General features: G+C 44.1%; 18 protein-coding genes. 13 read left to right on the top strand and 5 right to left on the bottom strand.

All coding sequences use genetic code 11. The features are described 5' to 3' along the window. Positions 1–326: 326 nt before the first annotated feature. Positions 327–1,310, top strand: coding sequence for a Gfo/Idh/MocA family protein (locus tag V1U08_RS14030; protein WP_330470842.1), 984 nt, complete (start codon positions 327–329; stop codon positions 1,308–1,310). Positions 1,311–1,401: 91 nt separating this feature from the next. On the opposite strand, the gene V1U08_RS14035 is transcribed toward V1U08_RS14030, so the two are convergent. Next, positions 1,402–2,739, bottom strand: coding sequence for an MATE family efflux transporter (locus tag V1U08_RS14035; protein ID WP_065300810.1), 1,338 nt, complete (start codon positions 2,737–2,739; stop codon positions 1,402–1,404). A 132-nt stretch (positions 2,740–2,871) separates the two neighbouring features. Next, positions 2,872–3,186, bottom strand: coding sequence for a DUF496 family protein (locus tag V1U08_RS14040; RefSeq protein ID WP_014233767.1), 315 nt, complete (start codon positions 3,184–3,186; stop codon positions 2,872–2,874). Positions 3,187–3,577: 391 nt separating this feature from the next. On the opposite strand from V1U08_RS14040, the gene V1U08_RS14045 reads away from it, so the two are divergent. From V1U08_RS14045 to V1U08_RS14080, 8 genes are all read left to right on the top strand, one after another. After that, a complete protein-coding gene (locus V1U08_RS14045) occupies positions 3,578–3,781 on the top strand; it encodes a hypothetical protein (RefSeq protein WP_014233768.1) in 204 nt (67 codons plus the stop codon). 157 nt (positions 3,782–3,938) lie between these two features. Beyond that, a complete protein-coding gene (locus V1U08_RS14050; protein ID WP_330470843.1) occupies positions 3,939–4,583 on the top strand; it encodes a YceH family protein in 645 nt (214 codons plus the stop codon). Beyond that, positions 4,583–4,897 carry a GIY-YIG nuclease family protein gene (locus tag V1U08_RS14055; RefSeq protein ID WP_330470844.1) on the top strand — a complete coding sequence of 105 codons (315 nt, stop codon included), beginning with the start codon at positions 4,583–4,585 and terminating at the stop codon, positions 4,895–4,897. Before V1U08_RS14050 ends, V1U08_RS14055 begins: the two co-directional genes overlap by 1 nt. 295 nt (positions 4,898–5,192) lie before the next feature. After that, the gene (locus tag V1U08_RS14060; RefSeq protein ID WP_065297791.1) at positions 5,193–6,290 is read left to right on the top strand and encodes an autoinducer 2-binding periplasmic protein LuxP; all 1,098 of its coding nucleotides are present in this window, start codon (positions 5,193–5,195) and stop codon (positions 6,288–6,290) included. Then, the gene (gene luxQ, locus V1U08_RS14065) at positions 6,290–8,863 is read left to right on the top strand and encodes a quorum-sensing autoinducer 2 sensor kinase/phosphatase LuxQ (RefSeq protein ID WP_239948303.1); all 2,574 of its coding nucleotides are present in this window, start codon (positions 6,290–6,292) and stop codon (positions 8,861–8,863) included. Before V1U08_RS14060 ends, luxQ begins: the two co-directional genes overlap by 1 nt. A gap of 174 nt (positions 8,864–9,037) precedes the next feature. Next, positions 9,038–9,493 carry a MarR family transcriptional regulator gene (locus tag V1U08_RS14070; protein ID WP_014233773.1) on the top strand — a complete coding sequence of 152 codons (456 nt, stop codon included), beginning with the start codon at positions 9,038–9,040 and terminating at the stop codon, positions 9,491–9,493. 32 nt (positions 9,494–9,525) lie between these two features. After that, complete coding sequence (locus tag V1U08_RS14075; RefSeq protein WP_065297789.1) at positions 9,526–10,584, top strand: HlyD family secretion protein; 1,059 nt, start codon at positions 9,526–9,528, stop codon at positions 10,582–10,584. Between the two features lie 12 nt (positions 10,585–10,596). Continuing rightward, positions 10,597–11,634, top strand: coding sequence for a DUF2955 domain-containing protein (locus V1U08_RS14080; protein ID WP_014233775.1), 1,038 nt, complete (start codon positions 10,597–10,599; stop codon positions 11,632–11,634). A 28-nt stretch (positions 11,635–11,662) separates the two neighbouring features. On the opposite strand, the gene V1U08_RS14085 is transcribed toward V1U08_RS14080, so the two are convergent. Further along, positions 11,663–12,322 (bottom strand): PilZ domain-containing protein, encoded by a 660-nt coding sequence (locus tag V1U08_RS14085; RefSeq protein ID WP_014233776.1) that lies wholly within the window; start codon positions 12,320–12,322, stop codon positions 11,663–11,665. 232 nt (positions 12,323–12,554) lie between these two features. After that, positions 12,555–13,481: a DMT family transporter gene (locus V1U08_RS14090; protein WP_330470845.1), complete on the bottom strand. Its 927-nt coding sequence runs from the start codon at positions 13,479–13,481 to the stop codon at positions 12,555–12,557. A 149-nt stretch (positions 13,482–13,630) separates the two neighbouring features. Between V1U08_RS14090 and V1U08_RS14095 the strand changes: the two genes are divergently transcribed. Next, on the top strand, positions 13,631–14,086 hold the full coding sequence (locus V1U08_RS14095; protein WP_014233778.1) for an Lrp/AsnC family transcriptional regulator: 456 nt from the start codon (positions 13,631–13,633) through the stop codon (positions 14,084–14,086). 438 nt (positions 14,087–14,524) lie between these two features. On the opposite strand, the gene V1U08_RS14105 is transcribed toward V1U08_RS14095, so the two are convergent. Then, on the bottom strand, positions 14,525–15,091 hold the full coding sequence (locus V1U08_RS14105; RefSeq protein WP_065297786.1) for an ATPase: 567 nt from the start codon (positions 15,089–15,091) through the stop codon (positions 14,525–14,527). A 104-nt stretch (positions 15,092–15,195) separates the two neighbouring features. On the opposite strand from V1U08_RS14105, the gene V1U08_RS14110 reads away from it, so the two are divergent. The 3 genes from V1U08_RS14110 to secD all read left to right on the top strand — a co-directional run bounded on the left by V1U08_RS14110 (position 15,196) and on the right by secD (position 18,487). Beyond that, the gene (locus V1U08_RS14110; protein ID WP_330470846.1) at positions 15,196–15,864 is read left to right on the top strand and encodes an SH3 domain-containing protein; all 669 of its coding nucleotides are present in this window, start codon (positions 15,196–15,198) and stop codon (positions 15,862–15,864) included. Between the two features lie 134 nt (positions 15,865–15,998). After that, positions 15,999–16,478: a hypothetical protein gene (locus V1U08_RS14115; RefSeq protein ID WP_020334158.1), complete on the top strand. Its 480-nt coding sequence runs from the start codon at positions 15,999–16,001 to the stop codon at positions 16,476–16,478. A gap of 170 nt (positions 16,479–16,648) precedes the next feature. Next, on the top strand, positions 16,649–18,487 hold the full coding sequence (gene secD, locus V1U08_RS14120; RefSeq protein WP_330470847.1) for a protein translocase subunit SecD: 1,839 nt from the start codon (positions 16,649–16,651) through the stop codon (positions 18,485–18,487). Positions 18,488–18,489: the final 2 nt, after the last annotated feature.

Genomic DNA, 18,489 nt, shown 5'->3' on the forward strand with positions numbered 1-18,489 from the left:
TACCATTAACCATATAAGGATTAGGTTTATTGTTCACGGGAAGAGCAAAATCAGAATGATCATTCGAGCTAGCGAGCCACAAAACGGGTTCAAATTACCAGCCCTGGGAGGAGAGGTTGTTGAGGTTTATCAATAAATCGACGATTAGCTGCGATAAATTCTATATCTTAAGTGACGCTGTCACAATTATAAGTCATAAATTGTGGAACACGTAGAGCAGCGATTCTTTCGCTATCAGGCGTTGTTTAATCAGATAAACCTTGTTTAAATCGATTAGATAAGCTGAAGTCACTTGGCGTTTACGATCAAAATTAGAAGGAAATGACATGTTTAATCTCGCGATTATTGGGACGAACTGGATATCTCAACAATTTGTTGAAGCAGCGATACAAACGGGGGAGTTTCGTCTCAAAGCCGTATATTCGAGAGAGTTTGACAAGGCGCGTTCATTTGGTGCGCCATACCATGCGGAGAATTTCTACGACAGTTTAGACGCTTTGGGCAATGATCCGGATATTGATGCGGTTTACATTGCTAGTCCAAACTCGCTTCATGCACCTCAAGCGCTGCAAATGCTAAAAGCGGGTAAGCATGTCATTTGTGAAAAGCCGATGGCCTCAAATTACGCCCTTGCACAAGAAATGTTTAAGTGCGCTGAAGAAAATGAAGTCGTGCTTTTTGAGGCATTCATGTCGCCTTATACTCCCAACTTTACTGTGTTGAAAGAAAGCCTGCCTACCATAGCTCCGTTAAGACACGCTACGATCAGTTATTGCCAGTATTCCTCTCGCTATCAAAAGTATTTAAACGGCGAGAACCCGAATACGTTCAATCCGGATTTTTCCAATGGTTCGATTATGGACATCGGCTATTACTGTCTGGGTTCGGCAATTGAGTTGTTTGGCGAGCCAAATCAGGTTCAGGCCAGTGCGGTTGTCTTACCATCCGGTGTGGATGGATGCGGGAGTGTGACCCTTGCCTACGATGATTTTAACGTCAACCTGCTGCATTCAAAAGTAAGCGACTCGCTTATTCCAAGTGAATTTCAGGGTGAGCAAGGTAGCGTCTTAGTCGATATGATCTCCACGGGTCGTGGCGTCGAACGCATTCTTCGTGGTAAAGAGAAAGAAGTACTGACCCTGCCACAAACCGAAAACCACATGTTTTACGAAGCGAAAGCTTTTGCCAAGCAACTTAAGTTAGGTGTGATTGATGAGAGCACCAAACAACGTTCATTGACGGTAGCAAAAGTCCTGACTGAAGTCAGAAGACAAACTGGCGTTGTTTTTCCAGCGGACAAAACAGCTTGATGTATTAGAAGGTTGTATTTAACTCAACGAATGAAGCCCTCAATATAGAGGGCTTCATTATTGTGATGTCTGATCTTATTGGTTTATCGACTTAGTACGCTTTATGCCTTTTGGACAGAGATGCGATAGTGCGACGATAAGTGAGATAAGCAGCGATGCCTGCGCAGATATTACCCAGACAAGCACCAAGCAGAAGACCTCTGATTCCCCCAAGCTGAGAACCAACCCACAAACACGGCAGGAAAAAGACGAACAGACGTAACGCCGAAACGGTTAGCGCTGTGTATGACTTACCTAATGCATTACAGATAGAAACCATAAGCATACATACGCCCAGAGAGCCTAAGCTAATCGGGACGATCATCAAATGCATTTCTAACACTTGCTCAACCTGAATATCGCTGGTCATTAATAATGCCAGAGGATTCGCGACAGCAAAGGTAATAACGGCAATTAAGAGCTGGAAGATCAGAATAAACTTAACTGCAATACTCACCAGCGATTGAATATCATCATAGTTTTTTGCGCCAAGCAATCGCCCGACCATTGGCGGTAGAGACATAGTTAATGCGAGTACAGAGACAATGGCGAAAAACTCAAAACGCGATCCCAGCGCCCATGCCGCGACGGCAGCCGTACCAAATCCTGCCAGTAGCTTAGTTGCGAGCATGGAAGACAAAGGGGGTAAGAGTTGGCTTATCATCGCAGGCCCCATGATATTGCCGATGGAACGGACACTCTTAACTACGTTTAGATCTTGCCATTGCGTTGTGGCCCAATGGCTCTTTTTGACTCGTGGAGCCACGACCAATATACCAAAACTGAACGCGACAATTGTCGCAAGCGCTGCGCCATTAATGCCGAGATCGAAGGTAAATATGAAGATCGGATCGAGAACTAGGTTTACACCGCTGGTGATCATCATCATGGTGCCTGGCAACATGGTATTTCCGTGGGCTCGACAGATGCTGTAGTAAAAGTAGAGGAGGGCACCAGTCCAGGAGCTCAGTAACCACCATGGCCAGTAACTATCGATGATAGGCATAACCGTATCCGGTGCGCTGAGCATGGATAATATCGGGTAACGAAGCAACCAAATTAACACACTGATTATCGCAACCCCTACCGAGCCTATCATTAGGACTAAACCGCCAAGTTGTTTAGCATAGCGTGTTTCATTGGCTCCTAGTGCTTTAGAGATAACCGCGGTTGTCGCGATGCCTAAGCCAACCTGAATACCGATCACGACCATTTGCAGTGGCAGTGTGAACCCTTGTACCGCCAAAGGTAAGACGCCAAGTTGGCCGATAAAAGCACTGTCCACAAGCTGAAAACTCATCAGTGATAAAACACCAAAGAGCATGGGCCATGTCATCGAGAACAATTGCTTGGCTAATGTAGGTTGAGGACTGATCGTAGTTGAGGACATAGAAAGCTTATTCAGTTATTAGGTTTGGGATAACGTTGGTGCAATTGTACACACCACTTTGATCCGTGACAAAAACAAACCCCGAGCAAGTTGTCTTACTCGGGGTTCAAATTATAACAGAACTATTGGTATTTATTTCTTGCCGCTAGTTTGCTTGTCTTCTTCCGTCAGTTCACGAATGCGACGGCTGATGTCACGACGTGCTTTAGAGATTTCTGCGCTCTTGATGATGTGGTCATCAACACGATCTTCGTAATCTGCTTTCATGTTTTTGATGATCGCTAAGATGTCGTCGTGAGTCATCTCTGGCTTGATGTAGTCTAGAAGGTTTTCTAGCAGGTCTACACGTTTGCGGTTATCACGAACTTTTTTCTCGTTATCAAGAAGCTCTCGTTTCAATTTATTCTTGCGACGAGCTTGGTTAACGATTTCAAATACGCTACTCATAGTTCCCTTTCCTAATTTGTGAATATCTTTCTCGATTAAAGCACAACATCCCGTAGCATAACAGTCTTTAGATCAATCACGACGATGAGTTGAACACTTCTCGACCAATCATTGTGTGACTTGCCTTACAACAAGAAACCATCTCAGTTTTATGCCTGTTGAGCCTGATTTGGCGCACCTCAGAGCAATGGTGATTTCACGCTTGAAATGATTCATGCATTACGATTCTTGTGTTTGAATTGGCAGCCGCCGCGAAACAAAACGTGTCTTTGTGCGACTTAGTTTGGATAAATATGTGTTTGATACGGGGTTTGAGTAAATCGATGCGTTGTCATGATTGAGCCTTCACTATATTATCAGCATCATTAAATACAAAATGATGACACTTGATATGGACTCTCGTAACACTGCGGAGCAAGTCGACAGTCAAGATAGTGAACAAGTCACGAGTTCTTTGGCTGAGAAGTTAAAAACAGCATACATCAATGCACGCGATCAACTTGAACTTACAGAAGTTGAACTCAATCGTTCGAAAATAATGATGATTGATGAAGATGGTAATCTGAGAAAAGTACCTATTCTCTCCGAGCACTAAGTCCTATCCCGATTCACAAAAGGGGTCAGGTCTTAGTCTATGCTTTAGCCTGACTACCTTATATTCAAGCGCTTTCTAACCTGTTCAGGTTTCAGCCTGACCCTCTAGAGCGGCTTGAGTATAAAATTCAAATGCAAAAAATAATAAGGAATGCATTATGAAAGTTGAGCTAACGGCAATAGAAGCACGAGTAATTGGTTGCCTGATCGAGAAAGAAGTGACGACTCCCGATCTTTATCCCCTTAGTCTGAATGCACTTACCAACGCATGTAATCAAAAAAGCAATCGTGAGCCAGTCATGTCGTTGTCCGAGTCTGATGTATTAGATACGGTAGATGCGCTGATTGAACGTCGACTAGTCAGTGACGAAAGTGCTTTTAATAGCCGAGTGAGCAAATATCAGCACCGTTTTTGCAATACAGAGTTTGGCGACCTGAAACTGACTGAGCAAGAAAAAGGCATTATATGCTGCATGCTGTTGCGCGGGGCTCAGACGCCAGGTGAGATTCGCACCCGAACTAACCGCCTGACGACGTTTCGCGATGTTAAAGAGGTGGAAAACGTTCTGGAACACTTAGCGAGCGAAGAAAAAGGTCCATTAGTCGTAAAACTGCCACGAGAGGCTGGTAAGCGTGAATCTCGCTACATGCATTTATTCTGCGGTGAAGTGGATGCCTCTGCTATCGAGACAACAGCGACTATGTCGCCGAGCTCAGATCGTGTTAGTCAGCTTGAACAAGAAGTGGCAATGCTGAGAGAAGAACTCGAAGCTTTGAAAGCTCAGGTAGAATCTCTGCTTTGATGAGTGATTGTGTCGAACAAGTTTGGAGTGTTTATCTGATACGAAATAACCGGAATGCACTCTATTGTGGTGTAACCAACAATATTGAACGCCGGTTTAAACAGCATCAAGATGGCAAAGGCGCTAAGGCACTAAAAGGTAAAGGGCCATTAGTTCTGGAATGGAGCATGAAATTTGATTCCAAGAGTCTGGCGATGAAAGCTGAGTATTTTATTAAGCAGCTAGCTAAAACGAAAAAAGAACTATTAGTTGAGTCAAAAGCGTCTCTTGGCCTAGATGAACACCACAGCTTGATATTTACCGTTCGTCGTTAAACGCCGATAAATGGTCGAATAAACGCATGACACCGACTTACGAAGAGCCGCCGATTCCTATAAGGCGGCTTCTTTTTATCTAAAAGATGCGTTCATAATGTTATGAAATATAATGCAATATTCGTTTGTTATGTAAGACTCATCTGACGCATAATGCATAACGAAGAAAATGTTATTGAAACCAGTACTTAGTGGAAGGTAGATTACAATAGTTCAACGCGCCCAAGTAACGGATGACTCGGCTAGATAATAAATAGAGTGAATTAGACTCGATATAAAACTAATAGAGCAACAGATGAAAAAAGAGTTAATATTCTCCCTTGTATTAGTAGCTGGTATTGCCCCAGCAGCACATCCATCGCAAGTCCTGAATGGATATTGGGAATATCAAGAGTTTCTGAAAGAATTTCCGGAGCAAAAGCAACTAACCAACGCACTGGCTGAAGCTGTCAGAGAAAAACCGATTCCGGTGACTAGCGATAAAAAGCGTGAACTGAAGATTTCTGTCGTTTACCCAGGGCAGCAAATCTCAGATTACTGGATCAGAAACATAGATGCTTTTGAAAAACGGTTAGATAAGCTAAATATTAACTATCAGCTCAATCAGGTTTTTACCCGTCCAAACGCCGATATCAAACAGCAAAGTCTGTCTTTAATGGAGGCTTTGAAAAGCAACTCGGACTATCTCATCTTTACGCTCGATACCACCAGACATCGCAAATTTATTGAGCATGTCTTAGATTCGAAGAAAACCAAACTGATCTTACAAAACATTACGACACCAGTAAGAGATTGGGATAAACATCAGCCGTTTCTTTATGTTGGTTTTGACCATGCTGAAGGCAGCAGAAAACTGGCGAAAGAGTTTAGTCAACGCTTCCCCCAAAACACTCACTACAGTGTGCTTTACTTTTCAGAAGGCTACATTAGTGATGTAAGAGGGAACACATTTATTAACCAGGTAAACCGTGACAGCAACTTTGAGCTACAATCTGCATATTACACCAAGGCGACAAAGCAGTCTGGGTATGAGGCGGCAAAAGCCAGTCTGGACAAGTACCCTGATGTCGATTTTATTTATGCTTGCTCAACCGATGTCGCTCTTGGTGCCGTTGAAGCGCTAGCTGAACTCGGGCGCGATGATATTATGATTAATGGCTGGGGAGGGGGCTCTGCAGAGCTAGACGCCATTTTAAATGGAGAGTTGGATATAACCGTCATGCGTATGAACGACGATACTGGTATTGCGATGGCAGAAGCCATAAAGTGGGATCTGGAAGGGAAGTCAGTACCAACTGTATATTCTGGTGACTATGAAGTCGTCACCACATCAGATTCTCCCGAAAGAATAGAAGCCTTAAGAAAGCGCGCATTTAGATACTCAGATAATTGATGACAAACACATCAACCAGAAAGCGTCGCTCTTTGTCGACGCTCATAACTAAAATTATAATTCTCGTTCTTGCTCCGATAATTTTAGGCATATTCGTTCAGAGTTATTACTTCTCCAAACAGATTATTTGGCAAGAAGTCGACAGGACAAAGCAACAAACATCTGCCCTGATTCTGAATATTTTTGACAGTCATTTCGCTGCGATACAGATCCACCACGACAGCAATTCTAAAAGCGATGTGGTGCTTGATTTCTATACGAAGCGGGATGAAGAAGCCTTAAATTTCTTTTTTCTGAGCATTGACCAGAGTGATCCTGCACACACGCCTGAAATTCGCTTCCTCACTAACCATCAAGGCATTATCTGGGATGATGGAAACGCCCATTTTTATGGCATTAATGACTCGATACTCGATACTATTTCCAATAGCGTCACATTCACCAATAACTGGTACTACATTACGTCACTAACGCCAATGGGCGCTCGTCATTTGCTGGTGAGAAGAGTCCCCGTACTTGAACCCACAACGGGCGAAGTGATGGGTTACTCCTACAATGTTGTCGTTTTGGACAACAACTTTGGCTTGATGGAAAGGCTGAAAAACGAAGGTAACGTCGATAATGTTGTACTCATCTCCAATAACTTACCTCTAGCCAACTCGTTGGCTGGTGATGAGTCTTACAAAATATTTGATGTTCTGAAACGTAGAGAATCTCAAGAGAAGCTCGACCAACTATTGATTATTAAGACACCAATTGAGGTGAATGCGGCTCATACGGATTTATCTCTATTGACGGTTCAGGATAATCAAAGTGTCGTTACCCTGCAGGTTCAGCATCTTTTGGCGATGATGGCTTCGGTTATCGGGATGATCTTGATCGCCTTACTGACCAAAGAGTGGATAGAGAATAAAGTAGCAGAACAACTTGACTCCTTAATGTCGTACACACGCTCAGCTCGCGAAGAAAAAGGGTTTGAGCGATTTGGCGGGTCAGATATCGAAGAGTTTGATGATATCGGGACGACGCTAGAAAACACTTTTGAAGAGCTTGAAGCACAAAAACGTTCATTCCGTGACCTGTTTAACTTTGCTTTATCGCCGATCATGGTGTGGTCTGAAGCTGGGGTTCTGATACAAATAAACCCAGCGGCGAGAAAAGAGCTGGTGCTCGAAAATGATAATAAAACCATGCCTCCCGTGTTTAAGAGCTTTAAGGAAAAATTACTTCCTCACCTGCGTATGGCATCGCAAGGCGCAACTCTTACCGGAGTGAATGTACCGATTGGCGAGAAAGTGTATCGCTGGAACTTGTCTCCCATTCTGGTGGATGGCGATCTCAGCGGTATCATTGTTCAAGGGCAAGATATTACAACGCTTATCGAGGCTGAAAAGCAAAGTAATGTCGCCAGAAAAGAAGCAGAAAAATCCGCTCAAGCTCGCGCTGATTTCCTCGCTAAGATGAGTCACGAAATTCGAACGCCAATTAACGGTATTTTAGGTGTCGCTCAGCTATTGAAAGGTGCGGTTAAATCGCAAGAACAGAGTAACCAGATAGACGTGCTTCGTCATAGTGGTGAGCACTTACTTGCTGTTTTGAATGACATTCTAGATTTCTCGAAAATCGAGCAAGGGAAGTTTAATATTCAAAAGCACTCGTTTTCCTTCACCGATACTGTTCGCACTTTAGAGAATATTTATCGTCCGATTTGTGAAAGTAAAGGCGTGGAACTGGTTATTGAAAACCAGTTGGATCCTCAAGTCGCACTCTTTACCGATCAGGTTCGCCTCAACCAAATTATGTTTAACCTGCTCAGTAATGCAGTCAAATTTACGCCATCAGGAAGTGTTCGGCTAAGCGCGGTATTGGATCAGTTTGAAGGGGTTGAGAACAGTGTGCTGGTGGTTGAAGTGTCCGATACGGGTATCGGTATCGACCCGAACAAACTCGAGCAAATGTTTGAACCGTTTGTGCAGGAAGAGGAAACGACAACGCGTGAATACGGTGGTAGCGGTTTAGGGCTGACAATCGTCAAAAGTTTGGTCGATATGTTAGACGGTAATGTCCAAGTTTACAGTCAAAAAGGGGTTGGAACGACATTTGTTGTAACGTTGCCAGTGAGAGACCGTGAACGTCTTTCAAGTGAAAATAAACCCGATCAACATATCAACCCTGAAGATATGTTTAATCAAACGTTGAAAGTCCTGCTTGTCGAAGACAATCATACTAACGCGTTTATTTTAAAAGCCTTTTGTAATAAGTATGAAATGCAGGTTGAATGGGCAAAAGACGGGCTCGAGGCCATCGAGCGGTTAAAACACCATACCTATGACTTGATCTTAATGGATAACCAACTTCCGCATCTCGGTGGTATAGAAACCACAAAAGAGATTCGCCGAAACCTCAAACTAGGCACGCCGATTTATGCTTGTACGGCAGATACTGCAAAAGAAACAGGTGATGCGTTTATGGAAGCGGGGGCGAACTACATCTTACTTAAACCAATTAAAGAAAACGCATTCCATGAAGCGCTTTTAGATTACAAACAGCGATTCTTAGTCGACTGGGTATAAAAAAACATCAGCTCATATTAGGCACAACGCAAGTTGTGCCTTTTTTATTACCTAAGATCACTCTGCGACAAAACTTCTCCCCTTGAACTTAATGTGATTTTTGTCACAAAGTTATTTACTTAGCATGCTAACTAACTTATATTACTTAGCATGCTAAGTAATTGAGTGTTTGTAATGATTCAAGACATCGACATTTTGAGAGAGCTTTCCGTTGCGGAAAAGTTATCTCGCGTCTCACGTTTATGGAAAATGGTCGCAGACCGAGAGCTTGAGCCACTGAACCTGACGTATCCGCGCTGGACTGCCTTATGGAAGTTACATCGCATGGGGGACAACGTCAGCCAGAAGCATCTCGCGGAAGCACTAGAGATAGAACTGTCGTCATTAATGCGAACCTTAAAATTACTCGAAGAGCAGTCTCTGGTAATACGACGTTGTTGTGAATATGACAAGCGCGCCCGTATTGTCAGCCTGACTGATGACGGTAAAGCTCTTATTACTCAACTAGAGAGCCGAATCTATGAGGTTCGTAGAAAATTACTGTCGGACATTAATGATGATGAGCTTAAGGCCATGGGATTAATCCTAGAGCAAATTGCTCGCAATGCACTCGATACACTTAGCGAATAAGTCAGAAAACCTAAAAAGAGAAGTTGAATCCTATGACTCCAGACCAAAAGTTCGCGCGCTGGATTAAATATTCATGCGTAGCGTTTGTCCTTGTCTTTGCTTACTTTCTAATTGCCGACCTGGCAATGCCTCTTACGCCTCAAGCAATGGCAACTCGTGTGGTAACCAAAGTGGCGCCTCGTGTTAGTGGGCAAATCACAGAAATCTACGTCACAAACAATCAGGAAATCCATAAGGGTGAAGTACTGTTCCAGATCGATCCACAGCCTTACCAACTGGCGGTTGAACGTGCTCAGCTCAATCTGGATCAGGTGATTCAAAACAATGATCAGCTGGATGCATCAATCGCCGCTGCTAAAGCGGATGTGGAAGCAAGCAAGATTGTTGCAGAGCAAAAGGTGAGAGAAGCGGCGCGTTTGAATAAGCTGTTCCACCGAAACGGTACTTCTCAACAGCAACTAGATGATGCGCAGAGTAGCGCTACTGCTGAAAAAGCCAACCTGTTAGCAGCACGTGCTCGCCTGAAGGAGCTTGAAGTAAGCCGTGGTGAAATAGGTGAAGATAATGTCAGCGTGCGTGTTGCGCAGAACCAACTCAAGCAAGCTGAGTTGAATTTATCTTACACAAAAATTATTGCTGAGCATGATGGTATCGTTGCCAACCTTCAGTTGGAAGTGGGTGCTTACGCCTCTGCGGCAAGTCCTCTGGTTGCATTAGTCTCAGATGACGTTGACATCATTGCGGATTTTCGAGAAAAGAGCCTGCGCCACTTTAATCGTGACAGCCGAGCATTGGTTGCTTTTGATAGCTTGCCGGGTGACGTTTTTGAAGCTCGAATCACAAGTATTGATGCTGGCGTAAGTTCTGGTCAGTTCGATGCTGATGGACGACTTGCCACACCGACAGAGACGGACCGTTGGGTTAGGGATGCACAGCGCATGCGTTTGCATTTAGCGATTGACGATCAAGAGCAGCACTCGTTCCCTGCCGGAGCGCGTGCAACCGTCCAACTGTTGCCTGAGAATACGATCTCTGGGTGGTTTAGTAACCTACAGATTCATTTCTTGAGTGCTCTGCATTACATCTATTAATCAGGAGGTGGTATGAAGTTATGGGACCACCCCATGTCTGAGAATGATCTCAGGCAGTGCCTTCGAATCGCCACTGGCGCTACGATAGGCTTTACCGTATGTAAACTTTTCGGCTGGAACTACGGTGTGTTTTACACGGTAACGCCGATGCTGCTGCTCGGCATGGTTCCTGTGATGAGCTTGCATGCGGCTAGGCAGATGATATTTGCCGCCGTAGTTTGTGGCCTGGAAGTTGGTATTCTTGCTGGACTGTTTGGCAGTCATCCATTCATGATGACGATGATTGCTTTTGGATTGTTTCTGTACAAATTTGCTTGTATGTCGAAGGGAAGTTTATTCCTGTTTGGTGCGAGTAGTGTATTGAACCTCAGCATCATGCTGCACTTTTCCAGTTATGTCAGTACTGACCTAAATGATCTTATCTTCAGTAATCTGGAAGCGAATGTTCTTTCAGTTGTTGTTGCGTATTTAGTGACGTTTCTCATCCCAGATGCAGAGCCTCGTCAGCCACCAGCCAGACCTTCGGAACCGAAGAAAAGCCATCGCATGCGTCATGAAGCCTTGATGGGAGCAAGCATCGTAACTATGTCGTTTCTGGTTTTCCAGGTTTTCGACTTAAGTGACTCTCTGTCGGCACAGGCTACGACGATATTGCTGTTGTTTCCGATGCATTGGAATGGTGCCCTAGGTTATGCTCGTAAAAGAGCGATGGGCACGTTACTGGGGGTGACGTTCGGTATTACCAGCCAGCTAGTGCTTTATGACTGGTCAGATACCTTGTTATTCGTCGTACCTCTGCTGTGGATTGGCGCAATGATTTTCAGCTATATGCACGTTAAAGAATCCAGTGGATCCGGAGCGGGCTTTGGTGGACTCACCACGTTAGGCATTTTATTTGGTCAATACTTAAGCCCAGGTGGTGATTTGATCTTTAGTGCGCTGTATCGGGTGAGCAGTATCCTGTTTGCCATTGTTGCAACGCTACTCGTGACCTATCTGATACATCGATTCCTCAACAGCTTCGAAGCAACTCGCTTTGGCGAACAATAGCCGTTCAATTTGCTTTTAGCATTAAACGTTAGTTGCTGGACAGAAAATACTGTTCCAGCAACGCTACTTTCAGCTGGTCAGTCATTGCGATTGGCTTGTCAAACTTAATGCCAATGATCCAGCCTTTGGCTAACTTTTTGATGTTTGCGATTAAGCAATGATTGTCGCTGCCTACATAAGCACTAAGTGCTGAATCAACCCTGACGTTATCACCCACTTGGAATTCCGGTTCAAATAAGGTCGAGATGCCAATCCCAGCTATCGAAAAGTCAATCAGGCTTCCGTCGTAGACATGACCGCCATGGTCAATAGTGCAGTCCATTTTCAATTTGTAACGTTCAAATTCGCGCACGGGTTTTGTGGCAAACGTCGTCGGTATTCGGACGAATAAAAGAGGGGATGGGTGGCTAATGTGCATTAACACACTGGATTTGAATGCAACTACGTGCCCGAGCTCCGTGTCTGATACACCACGAACAACGACGTCTGCATTATTGAGTCTTCTAATCGCATGATCTTCCAGCAGCTTTGTTGGAATATCAATAATCAGATAGGCGTTTTCTTTCAAGCCCAAATAAGTTGTAACGTATGAGCTGCTCTTTTGAGGACCAAGTTCCATCTCTATGGATAGCTTAGTTCCTGGTTTCAAGAAATGACTCAGTTCATCTTTCGTGTGCGTTGCTGGCATGTTGTCAAATAATATAATCCCTTATTGTTTGGGAGGCTATCAGAACACCATTTGTTCAGGCAACATACTTTATGTAAATAACTGCCTATTATAGCTTTTTAATCTCTTCAAACACCACGCTATCCTCGTTTTAACCCAAAAGCGATTACAAAGTGACCACTTATCTAATAATTCCATGTTCGCAAATATCAAACTTGTGGTCACAAAAACCTGTTTAAAAGGCTAACTTATGCTAACGATGAACGGGCGGGCGATAAGCTTGGCTAAGGTCATTTTTCATAAATATCTGGCTCGCGATTATACTGCCACACGTTACTAGCGTTAGGGCAAGCCATGTGAGTGTATCGGGTTGCTCACCAAAGATTGGGATCGCCAGCAACGTAGCAATGACTGGAGTTAAAGAGCCAAACGCTGCACTGGCTTCCGCACCAATGATTCGGATCGCGTATATAAAAGTATAGGAAGCGATTAAGCCAGCGCCTACCCCTTGAAGCATGGCGTGCCCGAACAGTTCTTTCCATGGCCAGTACTTCATTGGTGTGACGGCTAAATAGCTGTCTATCCAGCCGAAACCGACCGCGATGATAAGCAGTGCTAACGAGATTATCGCTACAAAGCCAGCACAGACATGAGCATTCAGGTTAGCGACACGCGCGCTGATGGTAAAGACCGCCCACATCAAACTACCAGTAAGAAATAGTAGATGTCCTTGTAATTGTGACCAGTTGTAATCTGTGCCCGTGTTGGAAAACAAGAAAACAAAGATACCCAATAATACCGTCGTTAGGCCAAATAAACGGTGTTTGCTCAATGCTTGTTGATAAAAGAGAACAGCGATGGCGGAGACAAATAACGGTAATGTGCCGGGTATCAGAGCACTGGCATGAGACACAGGGGCGAGGTGCATCGCGCTACCCACCAGCAGTAAGTAAGGCAGCCCACTCCCCACTACAACGCCTGTTAAATATTTATTGGGAATAACGCTAATGGTTTTTTTGTTCTTTAGGACAAAAGGGAGCAAAACCAAGCTGGGAATCAAGAATCTAACCAATGCGATATCGGCTGGTTGAAGTACTGAGATTGCGCCTGCTTTGAGAGAAATGAAAAAACCGGACCAGAGAAGTAAGGTCACTAATATTGCTGCGTATCCCAGAATCATGCTTAACGTATCCAATTTGTTATCGATTTGTTCATTGTCGAACAAAAAGGACGCTCAGTGGTGGCAAGTTATGACGTGATTTATTTTAATGTTAGTGAAAAAACGCGTATAACGTATAAATATTGATGATATTTGGCAGACAATGAGAAATGGACAAAATAGACAGGCAGTTGCTTAACCTGATTCAAAAAGACGCCACTCTGACGACGGCTGATCTCGCTGATCAAGTGGGGCTTTCACCTTCTCCATGCGCAAGGCGAATAAAGCGTCTTGAGCAAGAAGGGGTTGTGAATGGATACCGGGCGATATTATCCCGCGGTAAGGTTGGCATCGCGATGACGGTATTTGTCGAAGTCAGTTTGAATAACCACCAAGCCTCTTCAATTGATGAATTTGAATATTCGATCGTTGAAATGGACGAGGTCATCTCATGCCATGTGGTGTCGGGTGCGTACGACTACTTGTTGGAAGTGGTCAGTAAGGATCTTGAAGGCTATGAAAACTTCACCAGAAAACTACAGAGGCTGGAGAACGTCAAAGACATTCATACCCATTTAGCAATACGAGAAGTAAAGGGGAATGGGAGCCTTCCGGTTTATGCTTGATCAAAAAAGCGAAGTCCGTTTACTGACTTCGCTTTCGAATTCTTTACGATTTATTGGCTATTTTTGTATTGTGATATTTCACAATTGCCGGTCCGTCTATCTACTTTAAATGAGAAAGCAGCTGAATGGTATTCCCTCCCATCGCTCCAAATTGTTTCTCCGAAGATTTTACATAGGTCCAGATCACTGATTGAACCGAATTGTTTTACGTGCCTAACTACTGACAAAAACTTGGCTTTAGTAGTATTAGGGTCTTGCCTGTTACTTAGTCGATTGATAACCATTTTTGTAGCATCATCCCAGCCAGTTGTGACTATTTGTTAAACTTTATTAACGGCTAAAGTAACCAATTATTAGCCACAAGTAAAGCATTATTGTGACCTATGTCTCTTAAAATTATCCAGATTGAATGCAAATGATTCAAATTGGTGCGGCAGATTATGGTGTGGCCGAATTTATGTTTCTTTGATGTTTCGCAGATGTTAAAGCGCTTGCTTCTATCTCGTAGACTGAGGCTAAACCAAGATAAAGTGAGGATAATTTAGTATAGTCTTCAGCAAGTTGATTCGCATTCGTCTGATACCACTCTGCGGTAATCTGGTTTGACATCTTTTCTGATAACTTACAACTTTGAGCCAATTTCTCCCAACCGTTGGCGGACCACTGAGATTGTGTACTGAGTTTGGTTATTTCACTGGCTTTTTGAGTTAATTCTTTACGGTATTGTATAGATGCGTCCAGCTGAGTCTGGAGCATATCTCGACGAGACTTTACGCGCCAAAGCATCACTAGCTCGTTGGGAGAAAACTCCTTGGATAAGAGTGGTCGTTGTTTATGTTCAATCAGAAGTGCGTTGAAGACTTTGACATGCTGATTGTACTTAGACTCTAGCCTGTTGAATTCATTCAGATTATCATTCCATGAAGACGGGGTGCATGGCACATTTGAATAGCATACCGATGGGAAGACGAAAAGCAAAAGTATCCATTTAAGCTTGTTTATCATTATTATTCACGTTAGTTAAGCGACTCTTTTAACTATAGTTTATTGCTGGCGAAGTATAATCAAGTATCTTTTGGGATATTTGCCCAAAATAGAAGGGAAAAGATATGAAGAAAGCGCTTATCGTGATGATGGCTGTATTACTGCTTGGAGGCGCTGGTTTTGGTTATTATTTCTTCTTTATGCAAAAGGATCAGCCTGAACAGGCAGCCGAAGCGACCTCTCCTAAAGCTCAAGTAAAAGAAGAAGCGTCAAAACCTGTCATGGATTTGGAATCTGTACCGCCTGAAACGACCGAGTATTACGTGATTGAACGTCAGGTTAGCGCGTACAACAAACCAGACCATAACGCGTTAGTTGTTGATACGATCTACAAAGGGGAAAAGGTCGTCGTTTTGGAAAAGTCTAACGGTTGGTATCGCATCTCCGATTATCTCGTTTATGAGGACGGCGGTGAAGAAACGGCGGAATGGTTAGATTCAAAAGGGCTGTCGGATGCTGAGCCCGTGATTAAAGAGCAAGAGCGCTTAGAGATACTCGATGGGTATTTACAGAAGTCAGACGATTTAAAAGACAATCTAGAAATATTTCGCAACAAGACACAACTGCTGTTGGACGACAATACGTGTGAGCCAGAAGATTTCACAGAACTTGGCGGATGGGTTCGTTCTGTGACTTACAAGCAGCGAAATGTGTACTTCATATATTGTGGTGGTTTAGAGCAGGAAAACAAAATCTATCTGGACGTCGATAGTGGCGAAATATTCTATCGTTAGATGCAAAGCGTTTACGTAATGGCAAAGATGGAATCAGAGATTTAGATCTTTTTAGTTGTTCAGCTTGATCAATAGGCATACTATCATCGGGCCGGGTGAGTAAACTCGGCCGTGTTTTGTTTTAGTGAGATTTCATGCCTCTGATTTATCTTAGAAAGCTATTTTTTCTGCTGCTTGCAATGGTATTACTGCCAGTGCATGTTTCGGCTGCCCAGGCAGATCAGAAAGCTCACTTACCGCATTTCAGTAAACTGCAGCCTTTTGTTGCAGCAAGCACATCCCCAATTTCAGACGATGATTTTTCTGAGGCGTCAGAAGAGTCCACGCGCGCGCCGGTATCTGAAGGTCATGCAAATTCAGATTCGTCGGCGATATTTAATTCGCAACGCTGGCTCTCTCATGTCCGAGAAGGGCTTGATGAAGAAGATGTCGATTTTGTTGGCGACCTCAATGCGCCTTTCTATGCGGATGTTGGCTATAGTTACAGCCTGATCAATATCAACTGGCGTCAAAACCAGTCCATTTTTCATCATTTCACAAGCGACTATCGCCTTTCTGGTTGGAAAGAAACCAATGCGATGTATGTTGCTCTCAATAGTCAGTTTTCTGCCTAAACACCATCACTCTGCACATTCTGTGCAATCTCAACACGACGACGGTATTCATCAGAACAGATCTGTGTTCTGAGCATTCTTTATCCTGGATTATTTTCTGGGCGTAGGTTGTCGTGTCTTGACTCTATCAAAGTAAAATCTTCACCTAAGGGTGAGGGGATGATGTTTATATGAAGAAAACACCAAAACCAGCCAAAAGTAGAAAATTACTAAACCACTATTCTGCTTGGAAATATGTCGTGCTTATCGCGACAATCATTATTCTAACGCTGAGTGCCATTCCGACCTGGTTTGGCGAGCAGCCATCGATCCAAGTGACCTTCGCTGACCAAAACCAGACTGAAATGTCACTGGTACAACTCAATCAATTGTTCAAAACGAACCATATTTCTACCGACAGAATCATCGAAAAGGATGGCAAAACAACCATCGTTTTTGGCAGTGAAGACGCACAAAGTAAAGCTCGTACTCTACTCAATAAACAGTTGGATAAAGAGGACAGTATCACCTTCTCGTATGTCTCTGTTGCGCCAGAATGGTTGAGCGAGATGGGCTTTAACCCGATTAAGCTGGGCCTTGATCTACGTGGTGGTGTGCAGTTCCTGTTGAATGTTGATGTAAATAAAGCATTCGAAGAGCAAAGAGACGCACTGATCGATGAGATCAAAGCTGACCTGCGTGACAATCGAACACGTGGTGTTCAGGTTCGCGCTGAAAGTGGAAATCGTATTGCCGTCAACAGTGAGAGTGAAAAGGCACTCGCTGAGGTAACCCAGTTCTTGCAGCAAAATTACCCAGGCTGGGTAGCAAAAAGTTCAGTAAGAGGATTCGTGCTGGAGCCTAGTGAGCAAAATATCCAGGAATTCCAGTCCACGACGCTACAGCAGAACCTGAAGATCATGCGTGGTCGAATTGAAGAGTTGGGTATTACGGAAGCACTTGTTCAGCGTCAGGGTAAAGAGAGCATTCGTATTGAGCTACCTGGTGTTCAAGACCCAGCACAAGCGAAAAATGTGATTGGTGCAACGGCAAGTCTGGCTTTCTATGAAGTGGAAGATGCAAGCAAAGCGCAAAGCAGCCAAGATTTGGTATTGAAAGACAATGATGGTCGCACCGTGACACTGAGCAAGCGTCCGGTCCTGACTGGTGAGCACATTGTGAACGCTCGTGCTGGTGTGGACAAAATGGGCATGTCAGAGGTAAACATCTCGCTTGACCATGCTGGTGGTAAGAAAATGAGTGACTTTTCTGCTACCCATATTGGTAAGCCAATGGCGACGGTTTACCGTGAATACAAGACGAATGAACGCGGTGTAACCGAGCGTAACGAACGTGTCATCAGTGTTGCGACGATTCAATCTCAGCTCGGCAGTCAGTTCCGTATTACTGGCGCAGGAAGCATGGATGAAGCACAGCAACTGGCACTTTTACTGCGAGCTGGCTCTCTGACCGCACCGGTCACCATTGTTGAAGAGCGCACCATTGGTGCTTCTCTTGGTGCCGAAAATATCCAAAATGGTTTTGCGGCACTGGCTTTAGGTCTAGGTCTAACGCTGACGTTTATGGCGCTTTGGTACCGCCGTTTAGGTTGGGTCGCGAATGTGGCTTTGTGTGCCAATATGCTTTGTTTGTTGGGGCTGATCGCTCTGTTACCGGGCGCAGTTCTTACTCTGCCGGGCATCGCAGGTTTAGTGCTTACGGTCGGCATGGCTGTCGATACTAACGTGATTATCTTTGAACGAATTAAGGACAAAATGCGCGAAGGCCGAAGTTTTGCACAGGCTATCGATCTTGGTTTTGACAGCGCGTTTGCCACCATCCTTGATGCCAATATTACTACCATGATTACCGCTGTGATTTTGTACGCGATTGGTAACGGTCCGATCCAAGGCTTTGCTTTAACGCTAGGTTTGGGTCTGTTAACCAGTATGTTTACCGGCGTATTTGCTTCTCGAGCAATGATCAACTTAATTTGGGGCCGCGATGCCCGTCGTGATGTGAGGGTTTAATC

Source organism: Vibrio sp. YYF0003, from assembly GCF_036350715.1.
Classification (GTDB): domain Bacteria; phylum Pseudomonadota; class Gammaproteobacteria; order Enterobacterales; family Vibrionaceae; genus Vibrio; species Vibrio natriegens.